Source organism: Flavobacterium sp. P3_A6, assembly GCF_056403035.1.
Window position 1 is genome coordinate 99877 of the sequence record NZ_JBFUGG010000007.1, and the last position, 20772, is coordinate 120648.

The following is a 20772-nucleotide window of genomic DNA, read 5'->3' on the forward strand; positions in this document are numbered from 1 at the left end:
CGTTCTATATTTATATTTAATAATTAATAATTAATATTTATGTCTGGGTTAATTGGTAGAAAAATCGGCATGACTAGTATTTTCGACGAAAACGGGAAGAATATTCCTTGTACAGTAATCGAAGCTGGACCATGCGTTGTTACCCAAGTCAGAACCAAAGGTGTTGACGGGTACGAAGCGTTGCAACTTGGTTTCGATGACAAAAACGAGAAACATTCCACAAAAGCGGCTCTAGGTCACTTTAAGAAAGCTGGAACTGTTGCTAAGAAAAAAGTCGTTGAATTTCAAGATTTTGCAACTGAACAGAAATTAGGAGATCTTATTGAGGTTTCAATTTTTGAAGAAGGAGAATTTGTAGATGTACAAGGTGTATCTAAAGGTAAAGGTTTTCAAGGGGTTGTTAAGCGTCACGGATTTGGTGGTGTTGGACAAGCAACTCATGGTCAGCATAACCGTTTAAGAGCGCCAGGTTCTGTAGGAGCTTCTTCTTATCCATCTAGAGTATTCAAAGGGATGCGTATGGCTGGAAGAATGGGAGGAGATAATGTAAAAGTTCAAAACCTTAGAGTTTTAAAAGTAGTTGCTGAAAAGAATCTGCTTGTTGTTAAAGGATGTATTCCTGGATGCAAAAACTCTTATGTAATCATTCAGAAGTAATGGAAGCAAAAGTATTAGATTTCAACGGAAAAGATACTGGAAGAAAAGTTCAACTTTCTGATTCAGTATTTGGTATAGAGCCAAATAATCACGCAGTATATCTTGATGTTAAGCAGTATCTTGCTAATCAACGTCAAGGAACGCACAAAGCTAAAGAAAGAGCTGAAGTAGCGGGAAGTACTCGTAAAATAAAAAAACAAAAAGGAACTGGTACTGCTCGTGCGGGTAGTGCAAAGAATCCATTGTTTAAAGGTGGTGGAACAGTTTTTGGACCAAGACCAAGAAGTTATTCATTCAAATTGAATAAAAGCTTGAAACGTTTGGCTAGAAAATCTGCTTTCTCAATTAAAGCAAAAGAGTCAAACATTATCGTTCTTGAAGATTTTAATTTTGAAACACCAAACACTAAAAATTTCATTAATGTTTTGAAAGCTTTAGAGTTAGAAAATAAAAAATCGCTGTTTGTGTTGGGTGATACCAATAAAAATGTATATTTGTCGTCACGTAATTTAAAGGCGTCTAGTGTTGTAAGTAGTTATGAATTAAGTACTTATGCTATTTTAAATGCTAATAATTTAGTGCTTTTGGAGAGTTCTTTGGAAGTAATTGAAGAAAATTTAAGTAAATAATAGGATATGAGCATCATAATTAAACCTATCGTAACGGAAAAAGTAACCAAAGAAAGTGAAGTTTTAAATCGCTTCGGATTCGTTGTTGACAGAAAAGCAAACAAAGTACAAATTAAGAAAGCTGTTGAGGCTGCTTATGGAGTAAATGTTTTGAGTGTTAATACAATAAATGTGAGACCGGACAGAACTACAAAATACACTAAAAGTGGTTTAATCAGTGGAAAGACTAACGCTATTAAAAAAGCGATTGTTCAAGTACAAGAAGGAGAAACAATTGATTTTTACAACAATATCTAAGATAAAATGTCAGTAAGAAAATTAAAACCTATTACCCCAGGTCAGCGATTTAGAGTTGTGAATGGTTATGACGCCATTACAACTGATAAGCCGGAACGCTCTTTGATAGCGCCGATAAAAAACTCTGGAGGTAGAAATAGTCAAGGAAAGATGACCATGCGTTATACGGGTGGTGGTCACAAGCAGAGATATCGTATTATTGATTTCAAACGTACAAAAGAAGCAATTCCAGCTACAGTGAAATCTATTGAATACGATCCAAATCGTACTGCGTTTATCGCTTTATTAGCTTATGCTGATGGTGAAAAAACATACATTATTGCTCAAAACGGATTGAAAGTTGGACAGAAAGTGGTTTCTGGTCCAGAAGCTCAACCTGAAATTGGTAATACATTGCCTTTAAGCAGAATTCCTTTAGGAACTGTTATTTCTTGTATCGAATTGAGACCAGGACAAGGGGCTGTAATCGCTCGTTCTGCTGGAACATTTGCTCAATTAATGGCAAGAGATGGAAAATATGCAACAATTAAAATGCCTTCAGGAGAAACAAGATTGATCTTGTTGACTTGTTCAGCTACAATTGGAGCAGTTTCTAATTCGGATCACCAATTAGTTGTATCAGGAAAAGCTGGTAGAACAAGATGGTTAGGAAGAAGACCTAGAACAAGACCTGTTGCAATGAACCCTGTTGATCACCCAATGGGTGGTGGTGAAGGACGTTCTTCTGGTGGACATCCACGTTCAAGAAATGGAATACCAGCTAAAGGTTATAGAACTCGTTCTAAGAAAAACCCGAGTAACAAGTATATCGTAGAACGTAGAAAGAAATAATAAGATATGGCACGTTCATTAAAAAAAGGACCTTTCGTTCATTATAAGTTAGAAAAGAAAGTTGAAGAAAACATCGCAGGTGGAAATAAAGGAGTGGTAAAGACTTGGTCTAGAGCTTCTATGATTACTCCAGATTTTGTTGGACAAACTATCGCAGTTCATAACGGTCGTCAATTTGTACCAGTTTACGTTACAGAAAACATGGTAGGTCACAAATTAGGAGAATTTTCACCAACTAGATCTTTTAGAGGTCATGCTGGAGCAAAAAATAAAGGTAAAAAATAAGAAGCAATGGGAGTTCGTAAAAGAGAAACAGCAGATGCGAGAAAAGAGGCTAATAAGTCTTTAGCTTTCGCAAAATTGAATAACTGCCCTACTTCACCTAGAAAAATGCGCTTAGTAGCGGACTTGGTAAGAGGTCAGAAGGTAGAAAGAGCACTTAACATATTAAGATTCAGTTCGAAAGAAGCTTCAAGAAAATTAGAAAAACTATTATTATCTGCAATCAATAACTGGGAGCAAAAAAATAGTGAAGGTAATCTTGAAGAAGCTGGATTATTTGTTAAAGAAATCCGTGTAGATGGTGGAATGATGTTAAAAAGACTTCGTCCAGCTCCACAAGGTAGAGCACACAGAATAAGAAAACGTTCTAATCACGTAACAATCGTGTTGGGAGCTATCAATAACACACAAAGCAATTCTTAAGCAGCATGGGACAAAAGACAAATCCAATTGGAAATAGACTTGGTATCATCAGAGGATGGGACTCAAACTGGTATGGTGGAAATGACTACGGTGATAAATTAGCCGAAGATCAAAAAATCAGAAAGTATATCCACGCTCGTTTATCAAAAGCTAGTGTATCAAAAGTAATCATCGAGAGAACTTTGAAACTTGTAACCGTTACTATCACTACTGCAAGACCTGGTATTATTATTGGGAAAGGCGGACAAGAGGTAGACAAGTTGAAAGAAGAACTTAAGAAAATTACTGACAAAGAGGTTCAAATCAACATCTTTGAAATTAAAAGACCTGAACTTGACGCGTATCTAGTTGCTACAAGCATCTGTCGTCAAATCGAAAGCCGTATTTCTTACAGACGTGCAATCAAAATGGCTATTGCTGCTTCTATGCGTATGAACGCAGAAGGTATCAAAGTTTTGATTTCTGGTCGTTTGAATGGTGCTGAGATGGCTCGTTCAGAAGGTTTCAAAGAAGGTAGAATTCCTCTATCAACTTTCAGAGCTGATATTGATTATGCTTTGGCTGAAGCTCATACTACTTATGGTAGAATGGGTATCAAGGTATGGATCATGAAAGGTGAAGTTTATGGAAAGAGAGATCTTTCTCCACTTGCAGGAATGGATAAAAAGCAACCTGGTGGTGGTAAAGGCGGAGATGCTCCTCGTGGCAAATCTAACTTTAATAAAGGTGGAAAACCAGACGCTCGTAAAAGAAAGTAAATTTTTAAACTAAAGAAAAATGTTACAGCCTAAAAGAACAAAATACCGTAAGGTACAAAAAGGTAAAATGAAAGGGAATTCCCAAAGAGGACACGAACTTTCTAATGGAATGTTTGGTATTAAATCTGTACATGAAGATGGAATGTTCTTAACCTCTCGTCAAATCGAAGCAGCACGTATTGCTGCAACTCGTTACATGAAAAGAGAAGGACAATTATGGATTAAAATATTTCCAGACAAACCTATCACTAAGAAACCTCTTGAGGTACGTATGGGTAAAGGTAAAGGTGCCGTTGAATATTGGGCTGCCGTTGTTAAACCCGGAAGAATTATGTTTGAAGTTGGAGGAGTTCCTTTGTCAGTTGCAAAAGAGGCATTACGTCTTGCAGCTCAAAAGCTTCCAGTAAAAACTAAATTCGTTGTTGCTAGAGATTTCGAAGCATAATCTATATTATATTATGAAACAATCAGAAATAAAAGATCTTTCTGCAGCGGAGTTGCAAGAAAAACTTAGCCAAACTAAGAAGGCATATGCTGATCTAAAAATGGCTCACGCTATTTCTCCAATTGAGAACCCACTTCAAATTAGAAGTGTAAGAAGAACAGTTGCTAGATTAGCTACAGAACTTACTAAAAGAGAGTTACAATAATTGTATTCTGCTGAAAGATGGAAGAAAAAAGAAATTTAAGAAAAGAAAGAATTGGGGTTGTTACTTCAAACAAAATGGATAAATCCATTGTAGTTGCTCAAGTAACTAAAGTAAAACACCCATTATACGGTAAGTTCGTGTTGAAAACAAAGAAATTTGTTGCACATGACGAAACAAACGACTGTAACATTGGAGATACTGTAAGAATTAGCGAAACGCGTCCTTTGAGTAAATCAAAATGTTGGAGATTAGTTGAAATCCTAGAAAGAGCTAAATAATTATGGTACAACAAGAATCAAGACTAAAAGTAGCAGATAACACAGGAGCTAAAGAAGTTTTAACTATCCGTGTTTTAGGAGGTACCAAAAGAAGGTATGCCTCTGTTGGAGACAAGATTGTAGTATCAATTAAAGACGCAACACCTAACGGAAACGTTAAAAAAGGTGCTGTTTCAACTGCAGTTGTTGTACGTACCAAAAAAGAAGTGAGAAGAGCTGATGGTTCTTATATTCGTTTCGATGATAATGCATGTGTTCTTTTGAACGCAGCAGGGGAAATGAGAGGAACTCGTGTTTTTGGTCCGGTAGCAAGAGAACTTCGTGAAAAACAATTCATGAAAATTGTATCATTAGCACCAGAAGTGCTTTAATTCGTTTTAAGATGATAAAGCTAAAAATAAAATCAGGAGACATCGTAAGAGTTATTGCTGGAGACCATAAAGGTGCTGAAGGTAAAGTTTTACGTGTTTACCGTGAGAAAAACAAAGCAATTGTTGAAGGTGTAAACATGGTTTCTAAACATACGAAACCTAGTGCAAAAAGCCCTCAAGGTGGTATTGTAAAAAAAGAAGCTTCTATTCAAATATCTAACATTTCTCTAATTGATCCTAAAACTAAGGAAACAACAAGAGTAGGTATTAGAGTTGAAGGAGATAAGAAAGTAAGATTTTCAAAAAAATCTAATCAAGTACTATAGTAATGGCATATATACCTAGACTAAAAGAAGAATATAAGAGTAGAGTTATCTCTGCTCTTAAAGAAGAATTCGGTTACACAAACGTTATGCAAGTTCCTAAATTGGAAAAAATCGTTTTGAGTAAAGGAGTTGGTGCAGCAGTATCTGATAAAAAATTGATTGACTATGCAGTTGATGAATTAACTAAGATTACTGGACAAAAAGCAGTATCTACAATTTCAAAGAAAGATGTTGCGTCTTTCAAATTGAGAAAAGGGATGCCTATTGGAGCAAAAGTTACTTTGCGTGGTGAAAGAATGTATGAGTTTTTAGATAGACTTATTACTTCTGCATTACCGCGTGTTAGAGATTTCAGTGGTATTAAAGCGACTGGTTTTGATGGTAGAGGAAACTATAATTTAGGTGTTTTAGAGCAAATCATTTTCCCTGAAATTGATATTGACAAAGTAAATAAAATATCTGGAATGGACATTTCTTTTGTAACTACTGCAAAAACAGACAAAGAAGCAAAGTCATTGTTGGCTGAATTAGGTTTACCTTTTAAAAAGAATTAAGATATGGCTAAAGAATCAATGAAAGCCCGTGAGGTTAAGAGAGAAAAAACGGTAGCTAAGTATGCTGAGAAAAGAAAAGCTTTGTTAGAAGCTGGAGATTTCGTAGGTTTGCAAAAATTACCGAAAAATGCTTCGCCAGTTCGTTTGCACAATCGTTGCAAATTAACAGGCAGACCAAGAGGGTATATGCGTCAATTCGGTATTTCACGTGTTACATTCCGTGAAATGGCTAACAATGGATTGATACCAGGTGTTAAAAAAGCATCTTGGTAGAAAATATTCAGACGTGAGTAATCACGTCTGTTTTTCACATTTATAAACTGGTTAAAGGTTCAGTTAATGAGGTATTAGCTGAAAACCATAGCCGCAAATTAATACATATGTATACAGATCCAATTGCAGATTATTTGACGAGAGTTAGAAACGCTGTGGCTGCAAACCACAAAGTTGTCGAAATTCCAGCATCTAATCTAAAAAAAGAAATAACAAAGATCTTATTTGATCAAGGTTATATCTTAAGTTACAAATTTGAAGACAACTCTGTACAGGGTTCAATCAAAATTGCTTTGAAGTATGATAAAGATACTAAAGAGCCGGTAATCAAAGATATCCAAAGAATTAGTAAACCAGGTTTACGTAAGTACGCAGGTGCTTCTAAAATCCCAAGAATCCTTAACGGATTAGGAATTGCTATTGTTTCAACTTCAAAAGGGTTGATGACAGGTAAACAAGCCAAGCAATTAAATGTAGGTGGAGAAGTAATTTGTTACGTATACTAATTTTAAAGACTATATAAGATGTCAAGAATAGGTAAAAGCCCAGTAACAATACCAGCTGGTGTAACTGTTACAGTTGCAGACGGTATTATTACTGTAAAAGGAAAAAACGGTCAACTATCTCAGGAGTTTTCGGACGTAACTGTAACAGTTGAAGGAGATCAGGTTCTAGTAGAAAGATCTTCTGATCATAAAGACCAAAGAGCAAAACACGGTTTGTACAGATCTTTAATTAATAACATGGTTATTGGTGTAACAGAAGGTTTTACTAAATCTTTAGAATTGGTAGGGGTTGGTTATAGAGCTTCAAATCAAGGGCAAAAATTAGATTTAGCACTTGGTTTTTCTCATAATATTATATTAGAAGTAGCTCCTGAGGTAACTCTTGAAACTATTTCTGAAAAAGGTAAAAACCCGATTGTGAAATTAACATCATTGGATAAACAACTTTTAGGTCAAGTTGCGGCAAAAATCAGAGGTTTCCGTAAACCAGAGCCGTACAAAGGAAAAGGTGTTAAATTTGTAGGTGAAGTATTAAGAAGAAAAGCAGGTAAATCAGCTTAAAAAATAAGATTATGTCATTAACAAAACCTGAAAGAAGACAACGTATTAGATTCAGAATTAGAAAAACGATTAGTGGTGTTGCTACTAAACCGAGACTATCTGTTTTTAGAAGTAACAAAGAAATTTATGCTCAATTAATTGATGATGTAAATGGAGTTACTATATTAGCTGCTTCTTCAAGAGAAAAAGAAATTGGAAAAGGTACGAATATTGAAGTGGCTGCTGCAGTTGGAAAACTTGTTGCAGAGAAAGCTTTGAAAGCAGGTATAAATGATGTTACTTTCGATAGAGGAGGTTACTTATACCACGGTCGTATTAAATCATTAGCGGAAGGCGCAAGAGCGGCTGGGCTTAAATTCTAATATATTATGTCTAAATACAAAAATATAGAGTTAGTAAAACCAAGTGGTCTTGAATTAAAAGATCGTTTGGTGAGTGTAAATCGTGTTACTAAGGTTACAAAAGGAGGTAGAGCTTTTGGTTTTTCTGCTATTGTAGTTGTAGGTGATGAAAATGGAGTTGTAGGTCATGGATTAGGAAAATCTAAAGACGTTTCTGAAGCGATTGCAAAAGCAGTTGAAGATGCAAAGAAAAATCTTGTGAAAATTCCTTTGAACGGACAATCAGTTCCTCACGAACAAAAAGGTAAATTTGGTGGTGCACGTGTATTCTTAATTCCTGCCTCTCATGGTACAGGGGTTATTGCTGGTGGAGCTGTTCGTTCAGTTCTTGAATCAGTTGGGATTCATGATGTATTATCTAAATCACAAGGATCTTCAAATCCTCACAACGTAGTGAAAGCAACTTTTGATGCTTTATTACAAATGAGAAGTGCTTACACTGTTGCAAAACAAAGAGGTGTTTCTTTAGAAAAAGTTTTTAAAGGTTAATTCAAGGAAATTATGGCTAAATTATTAGTAAAACAAGTTCGAAGCAAAATCAACTGTCCTCTTACTCAAAAAAGAGGTTTGGAAGCTTTAGGCCTACGTAAAATGGGACAAGTTGTAGAGCATGATTCAAATCCTGCTATCCTTGGGATGATAAATAAAGTTAAACACTTAGTTTCTGTTGAAGAAGCTAAATAACAAATACTGTTATGAATTTAAGTAACTTACAACCTGCTGAGGGTTCTACACACAATCAAAATAAAAGATTAGGTAGAGGTGAAGGTTCTGGTAAAGGTGGTACTTCTGCAAGAGGTCACAAAGGAGCAAAATCTCGTTCTGGTTATTCTAAAAAGATTGGTTTTGAAGGTGGTCAAATGCCACTTCAAAGACGTGTGCCTAAGTTTGGTTTCACTAACATCAATCGTAAAGAATACGAAGGTGTTAATCTTGATACTCTTCAATTATTGGTTGATAATGGAGTAATCACAGATACTGTTGATATGACAGTTTATGTGGCTAATCGTCTTGCTACTAAAAATGAAATCGTTAAGATTTTAGGTAGAGGAGAATTGAAAGCAAAATTAAAAGTAACTGCTCACAAATTTACTGCTACTGCAAAAGCTGCTATTGAAGCTGCTGGTGGAGAAGCTGTAATCATGTAATTCGACAAGTAAGATGAAGAAATTTATTGAATCAATAAGTAATGTTTGGAAAATAGAAGAGCTAAAAAATAGAATTTTAATTACATTAGGTCTGCTTTTAGTTTATCGTTTTGGTGCCCATGTTACGTTACCAGGAATTGATGCAACTCAATTAACTGGATTGGCTGGACAAACTAAAAATGGATTAGGATCTATTCTAGACATGTTTACCGGAGGTGCATTTTCTAAAGCTTCAGTTTTTGCTTTGGGAATTATGCCTTATATTTCTGCATCTATTGTTGTACAACTTATGGGAATTGCGATTCCTTATTTGCAAAAACTACAAAGTGATGGAGAGAGTGGTAGAAAAAAAATCAATCAAATTACCCGTTGGTTAACTATAGTTATAACTTTAGTGCAAGGACCAACTTATATCTACAATCTTTACAGAACTTTACCTAGTTCAGCTTTCATTTTGGGATTTAATTCTTTTGAATTTTTATTTTCTTCAGTTGTTATTTTAGTTACTGGTACAATTTTTGCCATGTGGTTAGGAGAAAAAATTACTGATAAAGGTATCGGAAACGGTATTTCCCTTTTGATTATGGTTGGTATTTTGGCTAGGTTACCACAAGCTTTTATTCAAGAATTCACTACAAGAGTTACTAATAATAATGGAGGCCCAATGTTATTGGTTGTCGAAATCATTATTTGGTTACTTGTAATTATTTCTTGTGTGTTACTTGTAATGGCAGTTAGAAAAATCCCAGTGCAGTACGCACGTCGTACAACATCTGGTGATTTCGAACAAGATATGATGGGTGGTAACAGACAATGGATTCCGTTAAAGCTTAATGCATCTGGTGTAATGCCAATTATATTTGCACAAGCAATTATGTTTATTCCTGCTGCTGTTGCTGGTTTGTCTAAATCAGATGCTTCTCAATCTATTGTTGGTGCTTTTAGTAATATGTTCGGTTTTTGGTATAATTTCTTATTTGCAACATTAATTGTTGTATTTACTTTCTTTTATACTGCAATTACGGTTCCTACTAATAAGATGTCTGATGATTTAAAGAGAAGTGGAGGTTTTATACCAGGTGTTAGACCAGGTGTTGAGACTTCAGATTATCTTGATAAAGTGATGTCTTTAATAACTTTTCCAGGATCTTTATTTCTTGCTTTGATAGCTGTGTTCCCAGCCATTGTTGTAAGTCTTATGGATGTTCAACAATCTTGGGCTATGTTTTTTGGAGGGACTTCATTGATAATTATGGTTGGAGTTGCAATAGATACTATTCAACAAATCAATTCATACTTGTTGAATAAGCATTATGATGGTTTGATGAAAAGTGGTAAAAATAGAAAAGCGGTAGCTTAACTTATGGCAAAACAATCAGCAATAGAACAAGACGGATCAATCATTGAAGCATTATCAAATGCGATGTTCCGTGTAGAGTTAGAAAATGGACATATCGTAATTGCTCATATTTCTGGAAAAATGCGTATGCATTACATCAAATTATTACCTGGTGATAAAGTGAAACTAGAAATGAGTCCTTATGATTTGTCAAAAGCAAGAATTACTTATAGATATTAAAGGATATTCACTATGAAAGTTAGAGCATCAGTAAAAAAGAGAAGTCCCGAGTGCAAAATTGTGCGTAGAAAAGGGAGATTGTACGTAATAAACAAAAAGAATCCTAGATTTAAACAAAGACAAGGATAATTATGGCAAGAATAGCAGGGGTAGATATCCCAAAAAATAAGAGAGGTGTTATAGCACTTACCTATATCTTCGGATTAGGAAGAAGTAGAGCAATTGAGATTTTAGAAAAAGCTCAAGTTAGCCAAGATAAAAAAGTTCAAGATTGGAATGATGACGAGATCGGAGCAATTCGTGAAGCTGTTGGAACATTCAAAATTGAAGGAGAATTGCGTTCTGAAGTTTCTTTGAACATCAAACGTTTAATGGATATTGGATGTTATAGAGGAATTCGTCATAGATCTGGTCTTCCATTAAGAGGACAAAGAACTAAAAACAACTCTAGAACAAGAAAAGGTAAAAGAAAAACTGTTGCTAACAAGAAAAAAGCAACTAAATAATAAGTAATATGGCTAAAGCAACTGCAAAAAAACGTAAAGTTATCGTTGAATCAACGGGAGAAGCTCATATTTCTGCTACCTTCAATAACATCATCATTTCTTTGACTAACAAAAAAGGTGAAGTTATTTCTTGGTCTTCAGCTGGTAAAATGGGTTTTAGAGGTTCTAAAAAGAATACTCCATACGCAGCTCAAATGGCAGCAGAAGATTGTAGTAAAGTAGCTCTTGAGGCTGGACTTAAAAAAGTAAAAGTTTATGTAAAAGGACCAGGAAACGGACGTGAGTCTGCAATTCGTTCTTTGCATAATGGTGGAATTGAAGTTACAGAAATTATTGATGTTACTCCAATGCCTCACAACGGATGTCGTCCTCCAAAAAGACGTAGAGTATAATACTCAAATAAATTATAGTATAATAAAGGTAGAATAACGATTATCGAAGGATAAGACCTGAATTCATAATCTCTACCTTAAATTTTTTTAAAATGGCAAGATATACTGGTCCAAGTACAAGAATCGCACGTAAATTCGGCGAAGCAATTTTCGGAGATGATAAAGCTTTCGAAAAAAGAAATTATCCTCCTGGGCAACATGGGATGGCTAAAAAAAGAGGAAAAAAATCTGAGTATGCTGTTCAGTTAATGGAAAAGCAAAAAGCTAAATATTCTTATGGAATTTTAGAAAAACAATTCAGAAATTTATTCGAAAAAGCATCAGCTACTAAAGGTGTTACTGGTGAGGTTTTATTACAATTATGTGAAGCAAGATTAGATAACGTAGTTTTTAGAATGGGTATTGCTCCTTCTAGAAGAGGTGCTCGTCAAATTGTTTCTCACAGACACGTTACTGTTAACGGTGAAGTTGTTAATATTCCTTCTTACCACCTTAAGCCTGGTGATAAAGTTGCTGTTCGTGAAAAATCTAAATCATTAGAGGCTATCGAACGTTCTTTATCAAATTCAAGTCATGTTTATGAATGGATTACTTGGAATCAAGATCTTAAAGAAGGAACTTTCGTTTCTGTACCTGCAAGACTTCAAATTCCAGAAAACATTAAAGAACAATTAATCGTAGAGTTGTACAACAAATAATAATTGACTTAGTCGAAATTTATGGCAATATTTAATTTTCAGAAGCCCGATAAAGTTATCATGATCGATTCAACCGATTTTGAAGGTAAATTTGAGTTTAGACCTTTAGAACCTGGATATGGATTGACTGTTGGTAATGCACTTAGAAGAGTTTTGCTTTCAGCATTAGAAGGTTATGCAATTACATCTGTTCGCATAGAAGGTGTAGATCATGAGTTTTCTACTATTTCAGGAGTTGTTGAAGACGTTACCGAAATTATCCTTAATCTTAAACAAGTGCGTTTCAAACGTCAAATTGAAGATATCGATAATGAATCAGTTACTATATCTGTTTCTGGTAAAGACCAATTAACAGCTGGTGATTTTCAAAAATTTATTTCAGGTTTCCAAGTTTTAAATCCAGAGCTTGTTATCTGTAATTTAGATAGTAAAATTAAATTAAATTTTGATTTAACTATTGAAAAAGGTAGAGGATATGTTCCTGCTGAAGAAAACAAAAAACAGAATGCTGCAATAGGAACTATATTTACTGACTCAATTTTTACTCCGGTAAAAAATGTTAAGTATGCAATCGAAAACTTCCGTGTAGAGCAAAAAACAGATTATGAAAAATTAGTTTTTGAAATAAAAACTGACGGTTCAATCAATCCTAAAGATGCTCTTACTGAAGCTGCAAAAGTTTTAATTCACCATTTCATGTTGTTTTCTGATGAAAGAATTACACTTGAGGCTGACGAAATTGCACAAACAGAATCTTATGATGAAGAATCATTACACATGAGACAATTGCTTAAAACTAAGCTTGTTGATATGGATCTTTCTGTTAGAGCATTAAATTGTTTGAAAGCGGCTGAAGTTGATACACTTGGTGATTTAGTATCGTTCAATAAAAATGACCTAATGAAATTCCGTAATTTTGGTAAAAAATCTTTAACTGAGCTAGATGAACTAGTTGCAATTAAAAATTTGACTTTCGGAATGGATTTGGCAAAATACAAACTAGATAAAGAATAATCTAATCCCGATTAATCGGGGTTAAATTTCATAAAGCAATGAGACACGGAAAAAAATTCAATCACTTAAGCAGACAGACTGCACATAGAAGTTCTATGTTGGCTAATATGGCTTGTTCTCTTATTGAGCACAAACGTATTAACACTACTGTTGCTAAGGCTAAAGCGCTTAAACAATTTGTTGAGCCGCTTATAACAAAATCAAAATCTGATACTACTCATAATCGTCGTATCGTTTTTGCTTACTTACGTAGCAAATATGCAGTAACTGACTTGTTCAGAGATGTTGCAGCTAAAGTAGGTGACCGTCCAGGAGGATACACTCGTATCATTAAAGTTGGAAATCGTTTAGGAGATAATGCTGATATGGCAATGATCGAATTAGTTGATTTCAATGAACTTTACAACGGAGGTAAAAAAGAAGTTAAAAAAGCAAAAAGCCGTCGTGGTGGTAAAGCTAAAAAAGCAGAAGAAGCTACTGAAGCTCCAGCTGCTGAGGCAGAACCAACAACTGATGTTGCTGAATAATTATGAGAATAATGATTCAATAATAATCAAGGATAAACTATTTATAGTTTATCCTTTTTTTTTATAAAAAAATGAAATAAATTTTTGTCAAAGCTTAAGAAAAAACATTTGTAAGGCAGTTTATTTTTTTTAGGAAATACTTTTTTAAAACATTTTACAGTCTTTTTGTTAGTCTGCTCTTTACAGTTTTAATGAGGCTGAATTATTCTGAAAAAACATTGCGTCCACTGTTTTAAAAATTTAAATTTGCACAATATTAAAATACATATGAAATATACAACACGAAAAAGCGCTATTCTTTTATTAAGTGACGGAACTATATTCCACGGTAAATCAATTGGGATTACTGGAAAAACATTTGGTGAAGTTTGTTTTAATACAGGTATGACCGGATACCAAGAGATTTTTACTGATCCTTCTTATTTTGGTCAATTAATGGTTGCAACAAATGCTCATATTGGGAATTATGGGGTAAACGATAAAGAAGTTGAATCCAATAGTATAAAAATTGCTGGATTGGTTTGTAAAAACTTTAGTTTTAATTATTCTAGAACTGATTCATCAGGAAGTTTGGAAGATTATTTTGCCAAACAAAATTTGATTTGTATTTCCGATGTTGATACGCGTGCGTTAGTAAGTTACATACGTGAAAACGGTGCTATGAATGCTGTTATTTGTACCGATGATACTCCTATCGATGAATTGAAAGGGATGCTGGCAGAAGTTCCAGATATGAAAGGTCTAGAGTTAGCTTCTAAAGTATCTACATTAGAGCCATATTTTTATGGAAATGAAAATGCTACATATAAAATTGCAGCTTTGGATTTGGGAATAAAAGAGAATATTCTTAGAAACCTGGCAAAAAGAGACTGTTACATCAAAGTTTTCCCGTATAACTCTTCTTACTCTGAATTAGCCGCTTTTAATCCAGATGGGTTCTTCTTATCTAATGGTCCTGGCGATCCTGATCCTTTGGATGGCGCAATACAAGTTGCTAAAGAGATACTTCAAAATAATAAGCCTTTGTTTGGCATTTGTTTAGGTCATCAAGTTATTGCATTGGCGAATGGCGTTTCAACTTATAAAATGTTCAATGGTCATAGAGGGATTAATCATCCTGTGAAAAATATAATTACAGGCCGAGGAGAGATTACTTCTCAAAACCATGGTTTTGCTGTAAACAAAGAAGAATTGGATCAGCATCCTGATTTAGAAATCACACATTTACATTTGAATGACGGAACAGTGGCAGGTATGAGAATGAAAAATAAGAATTGTTTTTCTGTACAATATCACCCGGAAGCTAGTCCTGGACCACACGATTCTTCTTACCTTTTTGATCAGTTTATTGAAAATATCAAATCAGTATAAGACTAAAACGTTATCGTTAATAAATAAAATTATATTAGCGCTTTATTAATGAAGACTAATGAATTTTTTTACTTAATTTTGAGTAAAATACAAATTAATAACATAAAAAATAAGAATAATGAGTATTATTGTTAAAATTCACGCAAGACAAATTTTCGATTCAAGAGGTAATCCTACCGTAGAAGTAGATGTAGTAACAGAAAACGGAGTTTTAGGAAGAGCGGCTGTTCCGTCAGGAGCGTCAACCGGTAAATTCGAAGCTGTTGAATTACGTGATGGCGGAAAATCTTTCTTGGGGAGAGGTGTTTTAAAAGCGGTTGAAAATGTAAATACTAAAATTGCTGAAGAATTAATTGGATTCTCAGTTTTTGAACAAAACTTGATTGACCAAGCGATGATTGATTTGGATGGTACTCCAAACAAAGCCAACTTGGGAGCAAATGCTATTCTTGGAGTTTCTCTTGCTGTTGCAAAAGCTGCCGCTAATGAATTAGGATTGCCTTTATATAGATATGTAGGAGGTGTTTCTGCAAATACATTGCCAGTTCCTATGATGAATATCATCAACGGAGGTTCACATTCTGATGCGCCTATTGCATTTCAAGAATTTATGATTTTTCCTGTAAAAGCAACTTCTTTTACACATGCTATGCAAATGGGGACTGAGATTTTTCATAATCTTAAAAAAGTATTGCACGATAGAGGTTTGAGTACTGCTGTTGGTGATGAAGGAGGATTTGCTCCAAACTTAGCTGGTGGTACAGAAGATGCTTTAGATACTATCAAATTGGCAGTTGAAAAAGCAGGTTATTCTTTTGGAGATGAAATAGTTGTGGCTTTAGACTGTGCATCATCAGAGTTTTATGTTGACGGAAAATATGATTATTCTAAATTTGAAGGTGCAACTGGAAAAATTAGAACTTCAGCAGAGCAAGTAGATTATTTGGCAGAATTAGTTGCTAAATACCCAATTATCTCTATTGAGGACGGTATGGATGAAAATGACTGGGATGGATGGAAATTGTTAACAGAAAAAATTGGTTCTAAAACACAATTAGTTGGAGATGATTTATTTGTTACTAATGTAGAGCGTTTGTCTACTGGAATTGAAAAAGGAATTGCAAATTCTATTTTGATTAAAGTAAACCAAATTGGAACTTTAACAGAGACTATTGCTGCTGTAAATATGGCTAAAAATGCAGGATATACATCAGTTATGTCTCACCGTTCAGGGGAAACAGAAGATAATACAATTGCTGATTTAGCAGTTGCATTAAATTGTGGTCAAATTAAAACGGGTTCTGCTTCACGTTCTGACCGTATGGCAAAATACAATCAGTTATTAAGAATTGAAGAGGAATTAGGGAATTCTGCATATTTTCCTGGTCTAAACGCCTTTAAAATAAAGTAATTGTAATGAATTTGTAATAATTGAGCCATTCGTCTATGATGAATGGCTTTTTTATTGAATATTTAACAAATTCAATGTTTAATTAGTTTTTAAATTAGTGTGGAATTCCTTAGATTTGGTAAATTATAAATTAAAATTTATTTCATAAAAAAGTATGTCAAAAATAGCAATATTAGAAATAGACGGTGAAAAATTTGAACTTCCAGTTATTATTGGAAGCGAAAATGAAGCTGCCGTAGATATTAGTAAATTACGAGATATGTCTGGCGTAATTACACTTGACCCAGGGTATAAAAATTCGGGAGCTTGTAAAAGTGAAATTACCTTTTTGGATGGTGAGCTTGGTATTTTACGTTATAGAGGATATTCAATCGAGGATTTGGCTGAAAAATCTCATTTTTTAGAAGTTTCTTATTTAATAATTTTTGGTGAATTACCTTCTGCTGAAAGATTAGAGCAATTTGAAAATGACATTAGAAAACACACTTTAGTTAGTGAGGAAATGAAAATTATCTTGGATGGTTTTCCAAGAACTGCTCATCCAATGGGAGTATTGTCTGCTTTGACTAGCGCTTTAACAGCTTTTAATCCTAAATCTGTTGATGCAAGCAATGAAAAGGACATGTATGATGCAGTTTGTAAAACGATTGCTAAGTTTTTAGTTATTGCTACTTGGACTTATAGAAAAAGTATGGGATATCCTTTGAATTATTATGATAATACAATAGGTTATGTTGAGAACTTTATGAGTTTGATGTTTAAGTTACCTACAGCGCCATATACAGCTAATCCAATTGTTATTGATGCATTAGATAAATTATTTATTCTGCATGCAGATCATGAACAAAATTGTTCTACTTCTACAGTTAGAATGGTAGGTTCTTCACACGCTGGTCTTTTTGCTTCAATTTCTGCAGGGGTTTCTGCTTTATGGGGACCTTTACACGGAGGTGCAAACCAAGCTGTTCTTGAAATGTTAGAAGAAATACATGCAAATGGAGGTGATGCTGATAAATATCTAGCGAAAGCAAAAGACAAAAATGATCCTTTCAGATTGATGGGATTTGGGCATAGAGTTTATAAAAATTTTGATCCAAGAGCAAAAATTATCAAGAAAGCCGCAGACGAGGTACTTTCTACTTTAGGAGTTAATGATCCTATTCTTGAAATTGCTAAAAAATTAGAAGCAGCAGCATTGGAAGACGAGTATTTTAAATCAAGAAATTTATATCCGAATGTTGATTTTTATTCTGGGATTATTTACAGAGCTTTAGGAATTCCAACTGATATGTTTACTGTATTATTTGCGATTGGAAGATTGCCAGGATGGATCGCTCAATGGAAAGAAATGAGAGAAAATAAAGAACCTATTGGCAGACCAAGACAAGTTTATACCGGTTACCCTTTAAGAGAATATGTTAAATAATAATTCATTAACAGATTATCAAAGCTTCACTTTACTAGTGAAGCTTTTTTTTTATCTTTGGCAAAATTTATAACAATGCTCAAATTAAATGTTAAGAATGAAACTTCAAGACTGAGGATGGTAGTGCTCGGCTCGGCGGTAAATAATGGGCCTATACCAAAAATTGAAGAAGCTTATGATCCTAAATCTTTAGAACATATTTTAGCGAATACCTATCCGATTGAGAGTGATATGGTTATTGAAATGGAAGCTTTTAATTCTGTTTTTAAAAAATATGGAGTTACGGTTTTACGTCCTAAAATGATTGAAAATTACAATCAAATATTTACGAGGGATATTGGTTTTGTCATTGATGATGTATTTGTTAAATCAAATATTTTGCCAGACCGCGAAAGAGAATTAGATGCTATTCAATACGTGATTGATCAAATAAATCCAGTAAAAGTAATTCGGCCGCCAGAAGAAGTTCATATAGAAGGAGGAGATGTAATGCTTTGGAATGATTATATTTTTGTTGGAACCTATAAAGGCAGTGATTATGCTAGCTATATTACAGCAAGAACCAATATGTATGGAGTTAATTTTATAAAAGAATTATTTCCAAATAAGATTGTAAAAGAATTTGATTTAGTGAAATCTAAAATTGAAGCACGTGATAATGCATTGCATTTGGACTGCTGTTTTCAGCCAGTTGGTAAAGACATGGGAATTATTTATAAAAGAGGATTCAGAGAAGAAGCTGATTATATGTTTTTGGTTGATCTTTTTGGAAAAGAAAATTTGTTTCATATTACAAGAGAAGAAATGTATAATATGAATTCTAATGTATTTTCAATAGATACTAATGTGGTAGTTTCTGAGAAAAATTTTACCAGATTAAATAATTGGCTGCGGGAAAATGGATTTGTCGTAGAAGAAATTCCGTATGCCGAAATTGCAAAGCAAGAGGGATTATTAAGATGTTCTACTCTGCCATTAATAAGAGATTAATAGTGTGTTTTGAGCTTTTATTGTTTAACTTTAAACAATACATTTGAAACAATAAAACAATAAGAATATGACACAAACAACAAACTCTATTTTGATGATTCGGCCAGTCGCTTTTCGTATGAATGAGCAAACGGCAGTGAATAATTATTATCAAAAAGTTTTAGATGGTCTTTTGCCGGCAACTGTAAATGCAAAAGCACAACAGGAATTTGATGTTTTTGTTGAAAAGCTTCGTGCGGTTGGGGTAGATGTAACAGTAGTAGATGATGTGGAAAATGCAGACACTCCAGACAGTATTTTTCCAAATAACTGGATTTCTTTTCATGAGAACGGAGATGTAGCACTTTATCCGATGTTTGCAGAGAATCGCCGCCCAGAACGCCGGGAAGATATTCTGGATATTTTGGAAGAAAAAGGATTTGTAATCAATAATATTATGGATTATACGTCTGCCGAAGAAGATGGTTTTTTCTTAGAAGGAACAGGAAGCTTATTATTGGATAGAGAAAATGGAAAAGCTTATTGCGCGCTTTCTCCAAGAGCTGATGAAGAATTATTTATTGAATTTTGTGAAGATTTTGAATTTACACCTGTAATTTTTGAAGCTTTTCAAACGGTTAATAAGGAACGAAAACTGATTTATCATACCAATGTGATGATGTGTCTTGGAGATACGTTTGCGGTTATTTGTGCAGATTCTATTGACGATAAAAAAGAACGAAAAATGGTTCTTGACAGTATTAAAGGTGATGAAAAAGAAATTATTTTAATTACTGAAGAACAAGTAAATAATTTTGCTGGAAATATGCTTGAAGTTAAAGGAGCTGACGAAAGAAGGTATCTAGTAATGAGTACTTCAGCGCATCAAAGCCTGACCAAAAAACAAATCGCCCAATTAGAAGAGCATGTAACAATTTTGAGTTCAAATTTAGATACAATTGAAGCCTGTGGGGGAGGAAGTGCTCGTTGTATGATGGCAGAGATTTTTTTGCCAAGAGAATAAGCTTATAATTTCAATAAAAAAGTCCGAATCCTAAATATAAATACTTTAGGATTTGGACTTTTTTATTGGGCTTAATGAGATTACATCAAATTACTTTTAATAATATTGATTAGCGCACTAACAATATATTGGATGCCAATTGCGATAACTATAAATCCTACAATTCTAGATATTGCAACAATACCTGATGCTCCAAGTATTTGGGCTAAATAATGAGCACTTCTTAAAATAATAAAAATAGCGGCAGCAATTGCCAATATAGCCAGACTGGCAATTATAAGTTCGTTAGTAGCATGATGTTCTTGATAAAAAGCAATTAATAGAGAAATAGAACCTGGTCCAGCAAGCATCGGAATCGCCAAGGGTGTTAAAGCAATATCATTTCGTTTTTGAGCGTCGGTTTCTATCTTTTTATTGATACCGCGTTTTTTGTTGAATTTACCCGAAAGCAATGAAAATCCTGAACTAACAATAATTAATCCCCCAGCTATCCTTAAAGAATCAATACTGATTCCGAAAAAGCTTAAAACATATTTTCCAATGAAAAATGAAATTATAAGGATTAGAAAAACATTTATAGAAGTCCATAATGAAATTCTTGAACATTCCTGTTTGGAATCACCTTGCGTCAAGCCTACAAAGATTGGAACGGTTCCAATAGGATTTAATACAGAAAATAGAGCAACAAATAAGTAAATAAATAAATCCATCCAGTCTTGATTTTTTGATTGTAAAATTACGATTTTCTCTATAACTAAGTTTAAAATAGCGTTAGATTATTGTTTATTTCAATAAAAGGCAATGAAAATTGAAAAAAACTATAAAAGAGATGGTGTTTTGATTGCAATTATATATTGCTTCGAATTTTTAACGTTGAATGTGGGTTTAAAACAACTATTTAGTTAGTGCT

General features: G+C 33.9%; 34 protein-coding genes. 33 read left to right on the top strand and 1 reads right to left on the bottom strand.

The genetic code is table 11. The annotated features are described in order from the left end of the window. The first annotated feature begins 39 nt into the window (after window positions 1-39). The 33 genes from rplC (at window position 40) to ctlX (ending at window position 19862) form a co-directional block, all read left to right on the top strand. Window positions 40-657 (top strand): 50S ribosomal protein L3, encoded by a 618-nt coding sequence (rplC, locus tag AC1DVP_RS09205; RefSeq protein WP_477183202.1) that lies wholly within the window; start codon window positions 40-42, stop codon window positions 655-657. Further along, window positions 657-1286, top strand: a complete 630-nt coding sequence (gene rplD, locus AC1DVP_RS09210; protein WP_477183203.1) for a 50S ribosomal protein L4 — start codon at window positions 657-659, stop codon at window positions 1284-1286. The genes rplC and rplD overlap by 1 nt, the downstream gene beginning before the upstream one ends. 6 nt (window positions 1287-1292) lie before the next feature. Then, complete coding sequence (gene rplW / locus AC1DVP_RS09215; RefSeq protein WP_115813673.1) at window positions 1293-1583, top strand: 50S ribosomal protein L23; 291 nt, start codon at window positions 1293-1295, stop codon at window positions 1581-1583. Window positions 1584-1589: 6 nt separating this feature from the next. Then, window positions 1590-2414, top strand: coding sequence for a 50S ribosomal protein L2 (rplB, locus tag AC1DVP_RS09220; RefSeq protein WP_100433324.1), 825 nt, complete (start codon window positions 1590-1592; stop codon window positions 2412-2414). A 6-nt stretch (window positions 2415-2420) separates the two neighbouring features. Then, window positions 2421-2699 carry a 30S ribosomal protein S19 gene (gene rpsS / locus AC1DVP_RS09225; RefSeq protein WP_024981511.1) on the top strand — a complete coding sequence of 93 codons (279 nt, stop codon included), beginning with the start codon at window positions 2421-2423 and terminating at the stop codon, window positions 2697-2699. Between the two features lie 6 nt (window positions 2700-2705). Beyond that, entirely contained in the window at window positions 2706-3119 is a 414-nt protein-coding gene (rplV, locus tag AC1DVP_RS09230) for a 50S ribosomal protein L22 (RefSeq protein ID WP_268847741.1), read from the top strand. A gap of 5 nt (window positions 3120-3124) precedes the next feature. After that, window positions 3125-3877: a 30S ribosomal protein S3 gene (gene rpsC / locus AC1DVP_RS09235; protein WP_100433325.1), complete on the top strand. Its 753-nt coding sequence runs from the start codon at window positions 3125-3127 to the stop codon at window positions 3875-3877. 19 nt (window positions 3878-3896) lie between these two features. Beyond that, window positions 3897-4322, top strand: a complete 426-nt coding sequence (rplP, locus tag AC1DVP_RS09240; RefSeq protein ID WP_017495016.1) for a 50S ribosomal protein L16 — start codon at window positions 3897-3899, stop codon at window positions 4320-4322. Window positions 4323-4335: 13 nt separating this feature from the next. Further along, window positions 4336-4527: a 50S ribosomal protein L29 gene (gene rpmC, locus AC1DVP_RS09245; RefSeq protein WP_035668115.1), complete on the top strand. Its 192-nt coding sequence runs from the start codon at window positions 4336-4338 to the stop codon at window positions 4525-4527. A gap of 17 nt (window positions 4528-4544) precedes the next feature. After that, window positions 4545-4805, top strand: coding sequence for a 30S ribosomal protein S17 (gene rpsQ / locus AC1DVP_RS09250; RefSeq protein ID WP_026706247.1), 261 nt, complete (start codon window positions 4545-4547; stop codon window positions 4803-4805). A 2-nt stretch (window positions 4806-4807) separates the two neighbouring features. Beyond that, window positions 4808-5176 carry a 50S ribosomal protein L14 gene (gene rplN, locus AC1DVP_RS09255; protein ID WP_007803649.1) on the top strand — a complete coding sequence of 123 codons (369 nt, stop codon included), beginning with the start codon at window positions 4808-4810 and terminating at the stop codon, window positions 5174-5176. Between the two features lie 11 nt (window positions 5177-5187). Further along, the gene (rplX, locus tag AC1DVP_RS09260) at window positions 5188-5502 is read left to right on the top strand and encodes a 50S ribosomal protein L24 (protein WP_035668111.1); all 315 of its coding nucleotides are present in this window, start codon (window positions 5188-5190) and stop codon (window positions 5500-5502) included. A 2-nt stretch (window positions 5503-5504) separates the two neighbouring features. Then, complete coding sequence (gene rplE / locus AC1DVP_RS09265) at window positions 5505-6056, top strand: 50S ribosomal protein L5 (RefSeq protein WP_077377755.1); 552 nt, start codon at window positions 5505-5507, stop codon at window positions 6054-6056. A 3-nt stretch (window positions 6057-6059) separates the two neighbouring features. After that, entirely contained in the window at window positions 6060-6329 is a 270-nt protein-coding gene (rpsN, locus tag AC1DVP_RS09270; RefSeq protein WP_026707007.1) for a 30S ribosomal protein S14, read from the top strand. A 107-nt stretch (window positions 6330-6436) separates the two neighbouring features. Then, window positions 6437-6835 (top strand): 30S ribosomal protein S8, encoded by a 399-nt coding sequence (gene rpsH / locus AC1DVP_RS09275; RefSeq protein ID WP_100433328.1) that lies wholly within the window; start codon window positions 6437-6439, stop codon window positions 6833-6835. 18 nt (window positions 6836-6853) lie between these two features. After that, on the top strand, window positions 6854-7396 hold the full coding sequence (gene rplF, locus AC1DVP_RS09280) for a 50S ribosomal protein L6 (protein WP_477183204.1): 543 nt from the start codon (window positions 6854-6856) through the stop codon (window positions 7394-7396). A gap of 11 nt (window positions 7397-7407) precedes the next feature. Then, window positions 7408-7758: a 50S ribosomal protein L18 gene (rplR, locus tag AC1DVP_RS09285; RefSeq protein ID WP_477183205.1), complete on the top strand. Its 351-nt coding sequence runs from the start codon at window positions 7408-7410 to the stop codon at window positions 7756-7758. Window positions 7759-7761: 3 nt separating this feature from the next. Further along, a complete protein-coding gene (rpsE, locus tag AC1DVP_RS09290) occupies window positions 7762-8286 on the top strand; it encodes a 30S ribosomal protein S5 (protein ID WP_116797193.1) in 525 nt (174 codons plus the stop codon). Between the two features lie 12 nt (window positions 8287-8298). Beyond that, window positions 8299-8481, top strand: a complete 183-nt coding sequence (rpmD, locus tag AC1DVP_RS09295; protein WP_026706255.1) for a 50S ribosomal protein L30 — start codon at window positions 8299-8301, stop codon at window positions 8479-8481. An 11-nt stretch (window positions 8482-8492) separates the two neighbouring features. Further along, on the top strand, window positions 8493-8945 hold the full coding sequence (rplO, locus tag AC1DVP_RS09300) for a 50S ribosomal protein L15 (RefSeq protein ID WP_100433332.1): 453 nt from the start codon (window positions 8493-8495) through the stop codon (window positions 8943-8945). Between the two features lie 13 nt (window positions 8946-8958). Beyond that, a complete protein-coding gene (gene secY / locus AC1DVP_RS09305; protein ID WP_100433333.1) occupies window positions 8959-10305 on the top strand; it encodes a preprotein translocase subunit SecY in 1347 nt (448 codons plus the stop codon). A 3-nt stretch (window positions 10306-10308) separates the two neighbouring features. Then, complete coding sequence (gene infA, locus AC1DVP_RS09310; protein WP_007136545.1) at window positions 10309-10524, top strand: translation initiation factor IF-1; 216 nt, start codon at window positions 10309-10311, stop codon at window positions 10522-10524. A gap of 12 nt (window positions 10525-10536) precedes the next feature. Further along, window positions 10537-10653 carry a type B 50S ribosomal protein L36 gene (ykgO, locus tag AC1DVP_RS09315; RefSeq protein ID WP_008992256.1) on the top strand — a complete coding sequence of 39 codons (117 nt, stop codon included), beginning with the start codon at window positions 10537-10539 and terminating at the stop codon, window positions 10651-10653. Between the two features lie 2 nt (window positions 10654-10655). Beyond that, window positions 10656-11030, top strand: coding sequence for a 30S ribosomal protein S13 (rpsM, locus tag AC1DVP_RS09320; protein ID WP_100433334.1), 375 nt, complete (start codon window positions 10656-10658; stop codon window positions 11028-11030). A gap of 8 nt (window positions 11031-11038) precedes the next feature. After that, window positions 11039-11422 carry a 30S ribosomal protein S11 gene (rpsK, locus tag AC1DVP_RS09325; protein WP_024981527.1) on the top strand — a complete coding sequence of 128 codons (384 nt, stop codon included), beginning with the start codon at window positions 11039-11041 and terminating at the stop codon, window positions 11420-11422. A gap of 92 nt (window positions 11423-11514) precedes the next feature. Then, window positions 11515-12120 carry a 30S ribosomal protein S4 gene (gene rpsD, locus AC1DVP_RS09330; RefSeq protein WP_100433335.1) on the top strand — a complete coding sequence of 202 codons (606 nt, stop codon included), beginning with the start codon at window positions 11515-11517 and terminating at the stop codon, window positions 12118-12120. A gap of 21 nt (window positions 12121-12141) precedes the next feature. Next, window positions 12142-13134 (top strand): DNA-directed RNA polymerase subunit alpha, encoded by a 993-nt coding sequence (locus tag AC1DVP_RS09335; RefSeq protein ID WP_035637337.1) that lies wholly within the window; start codon window positions 12142-12144, stop codon window positions 13132-13134. Between the two features lie 38 nt (window positions 13135-13172). Further along, on the top strand, window positions 13173-13661 hold the full coding sequence (gene rplQ, locus AC1DVP_RS09340; protein ID WP_477183206.1) for a 50S ribosomal protein L17: 489 nt from the start codon (window positions 13173-13175) through the stop codon (window positions 13659-13661). A gap of 267 nt (window positions 13662-13928) precedes the next feature. Continuing rightward, window positions 13929-15032 carry a glutamine-hydrolyzing carbamoyl-phosphate synthase small subunit gene (gene carA, locus AC1DVP_RS09345; protein ID WP_477183207.1) on the top strand — a complete coding sequence of 368 codons (1104 nt, stop codon included), beginning with the start codon at window positions 13929-13931 and terminating at the stop codon, window positions 15030-15032. Between the two features lie 118 nt (window positions 15033-15150). Next, window positions 15151-16443, top strand: a complete 1293-nt coding sequence (gene eno, locus AC1DVP_RS09350) for a phosphopyruvate hydratase (protein ID WP_477183208.1) — start codon at window positions 15151-15153, stop codon at window positions 16441-16443. A 154-nt stretch (window positions 16444-16597) separates the two neighbouring features. Continuing rightward, a complete protein-coding gene (locus AC1DVP_RS09355) occupies window positions 16598-17869 on the top strand; it encodes a citrate synthase (protein WP_477183209.1) in 1272 nt (423 codons plus the stop codon). A gap of 75 nt (window positions 17870-17944) precedes the next feature. Beyond that, the gene (locus tag AC1DVP_RS09360; protein ID WP_477183210.1) at window positions 17945-18859 is read left to right on the top strand and encodes a dimethylarginine dimethylaminohydrolase family protein; all 915 of its coding nucleotides are present in this window, start codon (window positions 17945-17947) and stop codon (window positions 18857-18859) included. 67 nt (window positions 18860-18926) lie between these two features. Then, entirely contained in the window at window positions 18927-19862 is a 936-nt protein-coding gene (ctlX, locus tag AC1DVP_RS09365) for a citrulline utilization hydrolase CtlX (RefSeq protein ID WP_477183211.1), read from the top strand. 80 nt (window positions 19863-19942) lie between these two features. Here ctlX and AC1DVP_RS09370 read toward each other — a convergent pair whose 3' ends face one another. Then, entirely contained in the window at window positions 19943-20572 is a 630-nt protein-coding gene (locus AC1DVP_RS09370; protein ID WP_477183212.1) for a MarC family protein, read from the bottom strand. Window positions 20573-20772 lie beyond the last annotated feature (200 nt).

Excerpts from the sequence above, each read along its gene's own strand:
- rplC (WP_477183202.1), top strand. The coding sequence starts at position 40 with ATGTCTGGGTTAATTGGTAGAAAAATCGGCATGACTAGTATTTTCGAC.
- rplD (WP_477183203.1), top strand. The coding sequence starts at position 657 with ATGGAAGCAAAAGTATTAGATTTCAACGGAAAAGATACTGGAAGAAAA.
- rplW (WP_115813673.1), top strand. The coding sequence starts at position 1,293 with ATGAGCATCATAATTAAACCTATCGTAACGGAAAAAGTAACCAAAGAA.
- rplB (WP_100433324.1), top strand. The coding sequence starts at position 1,590 with ATGTCAGTAAGAAAATTAAAACCTATTACCCCAGGTCAGCGATTTAGA.
- rpsS (WP_024981511.1), top strand. The coding sequence starts at position 2,421 with ATGGCACGTTCATTAAAAAAAGGACCTTTCGTTCATTATAAGTTAGAA.
- rplV (WP_268847741.1), top strand. The coding sequence starts at position 2,706 with ATGGGAGTTCGTAAAAGAGAAACAGCAGATGCGAGAAAAGAGGCTAAT.
- rpsC (WP_100433325.1), top strand. The coding sequence starts at position 3,125 with ATGGGACAAAAGACAAATCCAATTGGAAATAGACTTGGTATCATCAGA.
- rplP (WP_017495016.1), top strand. The coding sequence starts at position 3,897 with ATGTTACAGCCTAAAAGAACAAAATACCGTAAGGTACAAAAAGGTAAA.
- rpmC (WP_035668115.1), top strand. The coding sequence starts at position 4,336 with ATGAAACAATCAGAAATAAAAGATCTTTCTGCAGCGGAGTTGCAAGAA.
- rpsQ (WP_026706247.1), top strand. The coding sequence starts at position 4,545 with ATGGAAGAAAAAAGAAATTTAAGAAAAGAAAGAATTGGGGTTGTTACT.
- rplN (WP_007803649.1), top strand. The coding sequence starts at position 4,808 with ATGGTACAACAAGAATCAAGACTAAAAGTAGCAGATAACACAGGAGCT.
- rplX (WP_035668111.1), top strand. The coding sequence starts at position 5,188 with ATGATAAAGCTAAAAATAAAATCAGGAGACATCGTAAGAGTTATTGCT.
- rplE (WP_077377755.1), top strand. The coding sequence starts at position 5,505 with ATGGCATATATACCTAGACTAAAAGAAGAATATAAGAGTAGAGTTATC.
- rpsN (WP_026707007.1), top strand. The coding sequence starts at position 6,060 with ATGGCTAAAGAATCAATGAAAGCCCGTGAGGTTAAGAGAGAAAAAACG.
- rpsH (WP_100433328.1), top strand. The coding sequence starts at position 6,437 with ATGTATACAGATCCAATTGCAGATTATTTGACGAGAGTTAGAAACGCT.
- rplF (WP_477183204.1), top strand. The coding sequence starts at position 6,854 with ATGTCAAGAATAGGTAAAAGCCCAGTAACAATACCAGCTGGTGTAACT.
- rplR (WP_477183205.1), top strand. The coding sequence starts at position 7,408 with ATGTCATTAACAAAACCTGAAAGAAGACAACGTATTAGATTCAGAATT.
- rpmD (WP_026706255.1), top strand. The coding sequence starts at position 8,299 with ATGGCTAAATTATTAGTAAAACAAGTTCGAAGCAAAATCAACTGTCCT.
- rplO (WP_100433332.1), top strand. The coding sequence starts at position 8,493 with ATGAATTTAAGTAACTTACAACCTGCTGAGGGTTCTACACACAATCAA.
- secY (WP_100433333.1), top strand. The coding sequence starts at position 8,959 with ATGAAGAAATTTATTGAATCAATAAGTAATGTTTGGAAAATAGAAGAG.
- infA (WP_007136545.1), top strand. The coding sequence starts at position 10,309 with ATGGCAAAACAATCAGCAATAGAACAAGACGGATCAATCATTGAAGCA.
- ykgO (WP_008992256.1), top strand. The coding sequence starts at position 10,537 with ATGAAAGTTAGAGCATCAGTAAAAAAGAGAAGTCCCGAGTGCAAAATT.
- rpsM (WP_100433334.1), top strand. The coding sequence starts at position 10,656 with ATGGCAAGAATAGCAGGGGTAGATATCCCAAAAAATAAGAGAGGTGTT.
- rpsK (WP_024981527.1), top strand. The coding sequence starts at position 11,039 with ATGGCTAAAGCAACTGCAAAAAAACGTAAAGTTATCGTTGAATCAACG.
- rpsD (WP_100433335.1), top strand. The coding sequence starts at position 11,515 with ATGGCAAGATATACTGGTCCAAGTACAAGAATCGCACGTAAATTCGGC.
- AC1DVP_RS09335 (WP_035637337.1), top strand. The coding sequence starts at position 12,142 with ATGGCAATATTTAATTTTCAGAAGCCCGATAAAGTTATCATGATCGAT.
- rplQ (WP_477183206.1), top strand. The coding sequence starts at position 13,173 with ATGAGACACGGAAAAAAATTCAATCACTTAAGCAGACAGACTGCACAT.
- carA (WP_477183207.1), top strand. The coding sequence starts at position 13,929 with ATGAAATATACAACACGAAAAAGCGCTATTCTTTTATTAAGTGACGGA.
- eno (WP_477183208.1), top strand. The coding sequence starts at position 15,151 with ATGAGTATTATTGTTAAAATTCACGCAAGACAAATTTTCGATTCAAGA.
- AC1DVP_RS09355 (WP_477183209.1), top strand. The coding sequence starts at position 16,598 with ATGTCAAAAATAGCAATATTAGAAATAGACGGTGAAAAATTTGAACTT.
- AC1DVP_RS09360 (WP_477183210.1), top strand. The coding sequence starts at position 17,945 with ATGCTCAAATTAAATGTTAAGAATGAAACTTCAAGACTGAGGATGGTA.
- ctlX (WP_477183211.1), top strand. The coding sequence starts at position 18,927 with ATGACACAAACAACAAACTCTATTTTGATGATTCGGCCAGTCGCTTTT.
- AC1DVP_RS09370 (WP_477183212.1), bottom strand. The coding sequence starts at position 20,572 with ATGGATTTATTTATTTACTTATTTGTTGCTCTATTTTCTGTATTAAAT.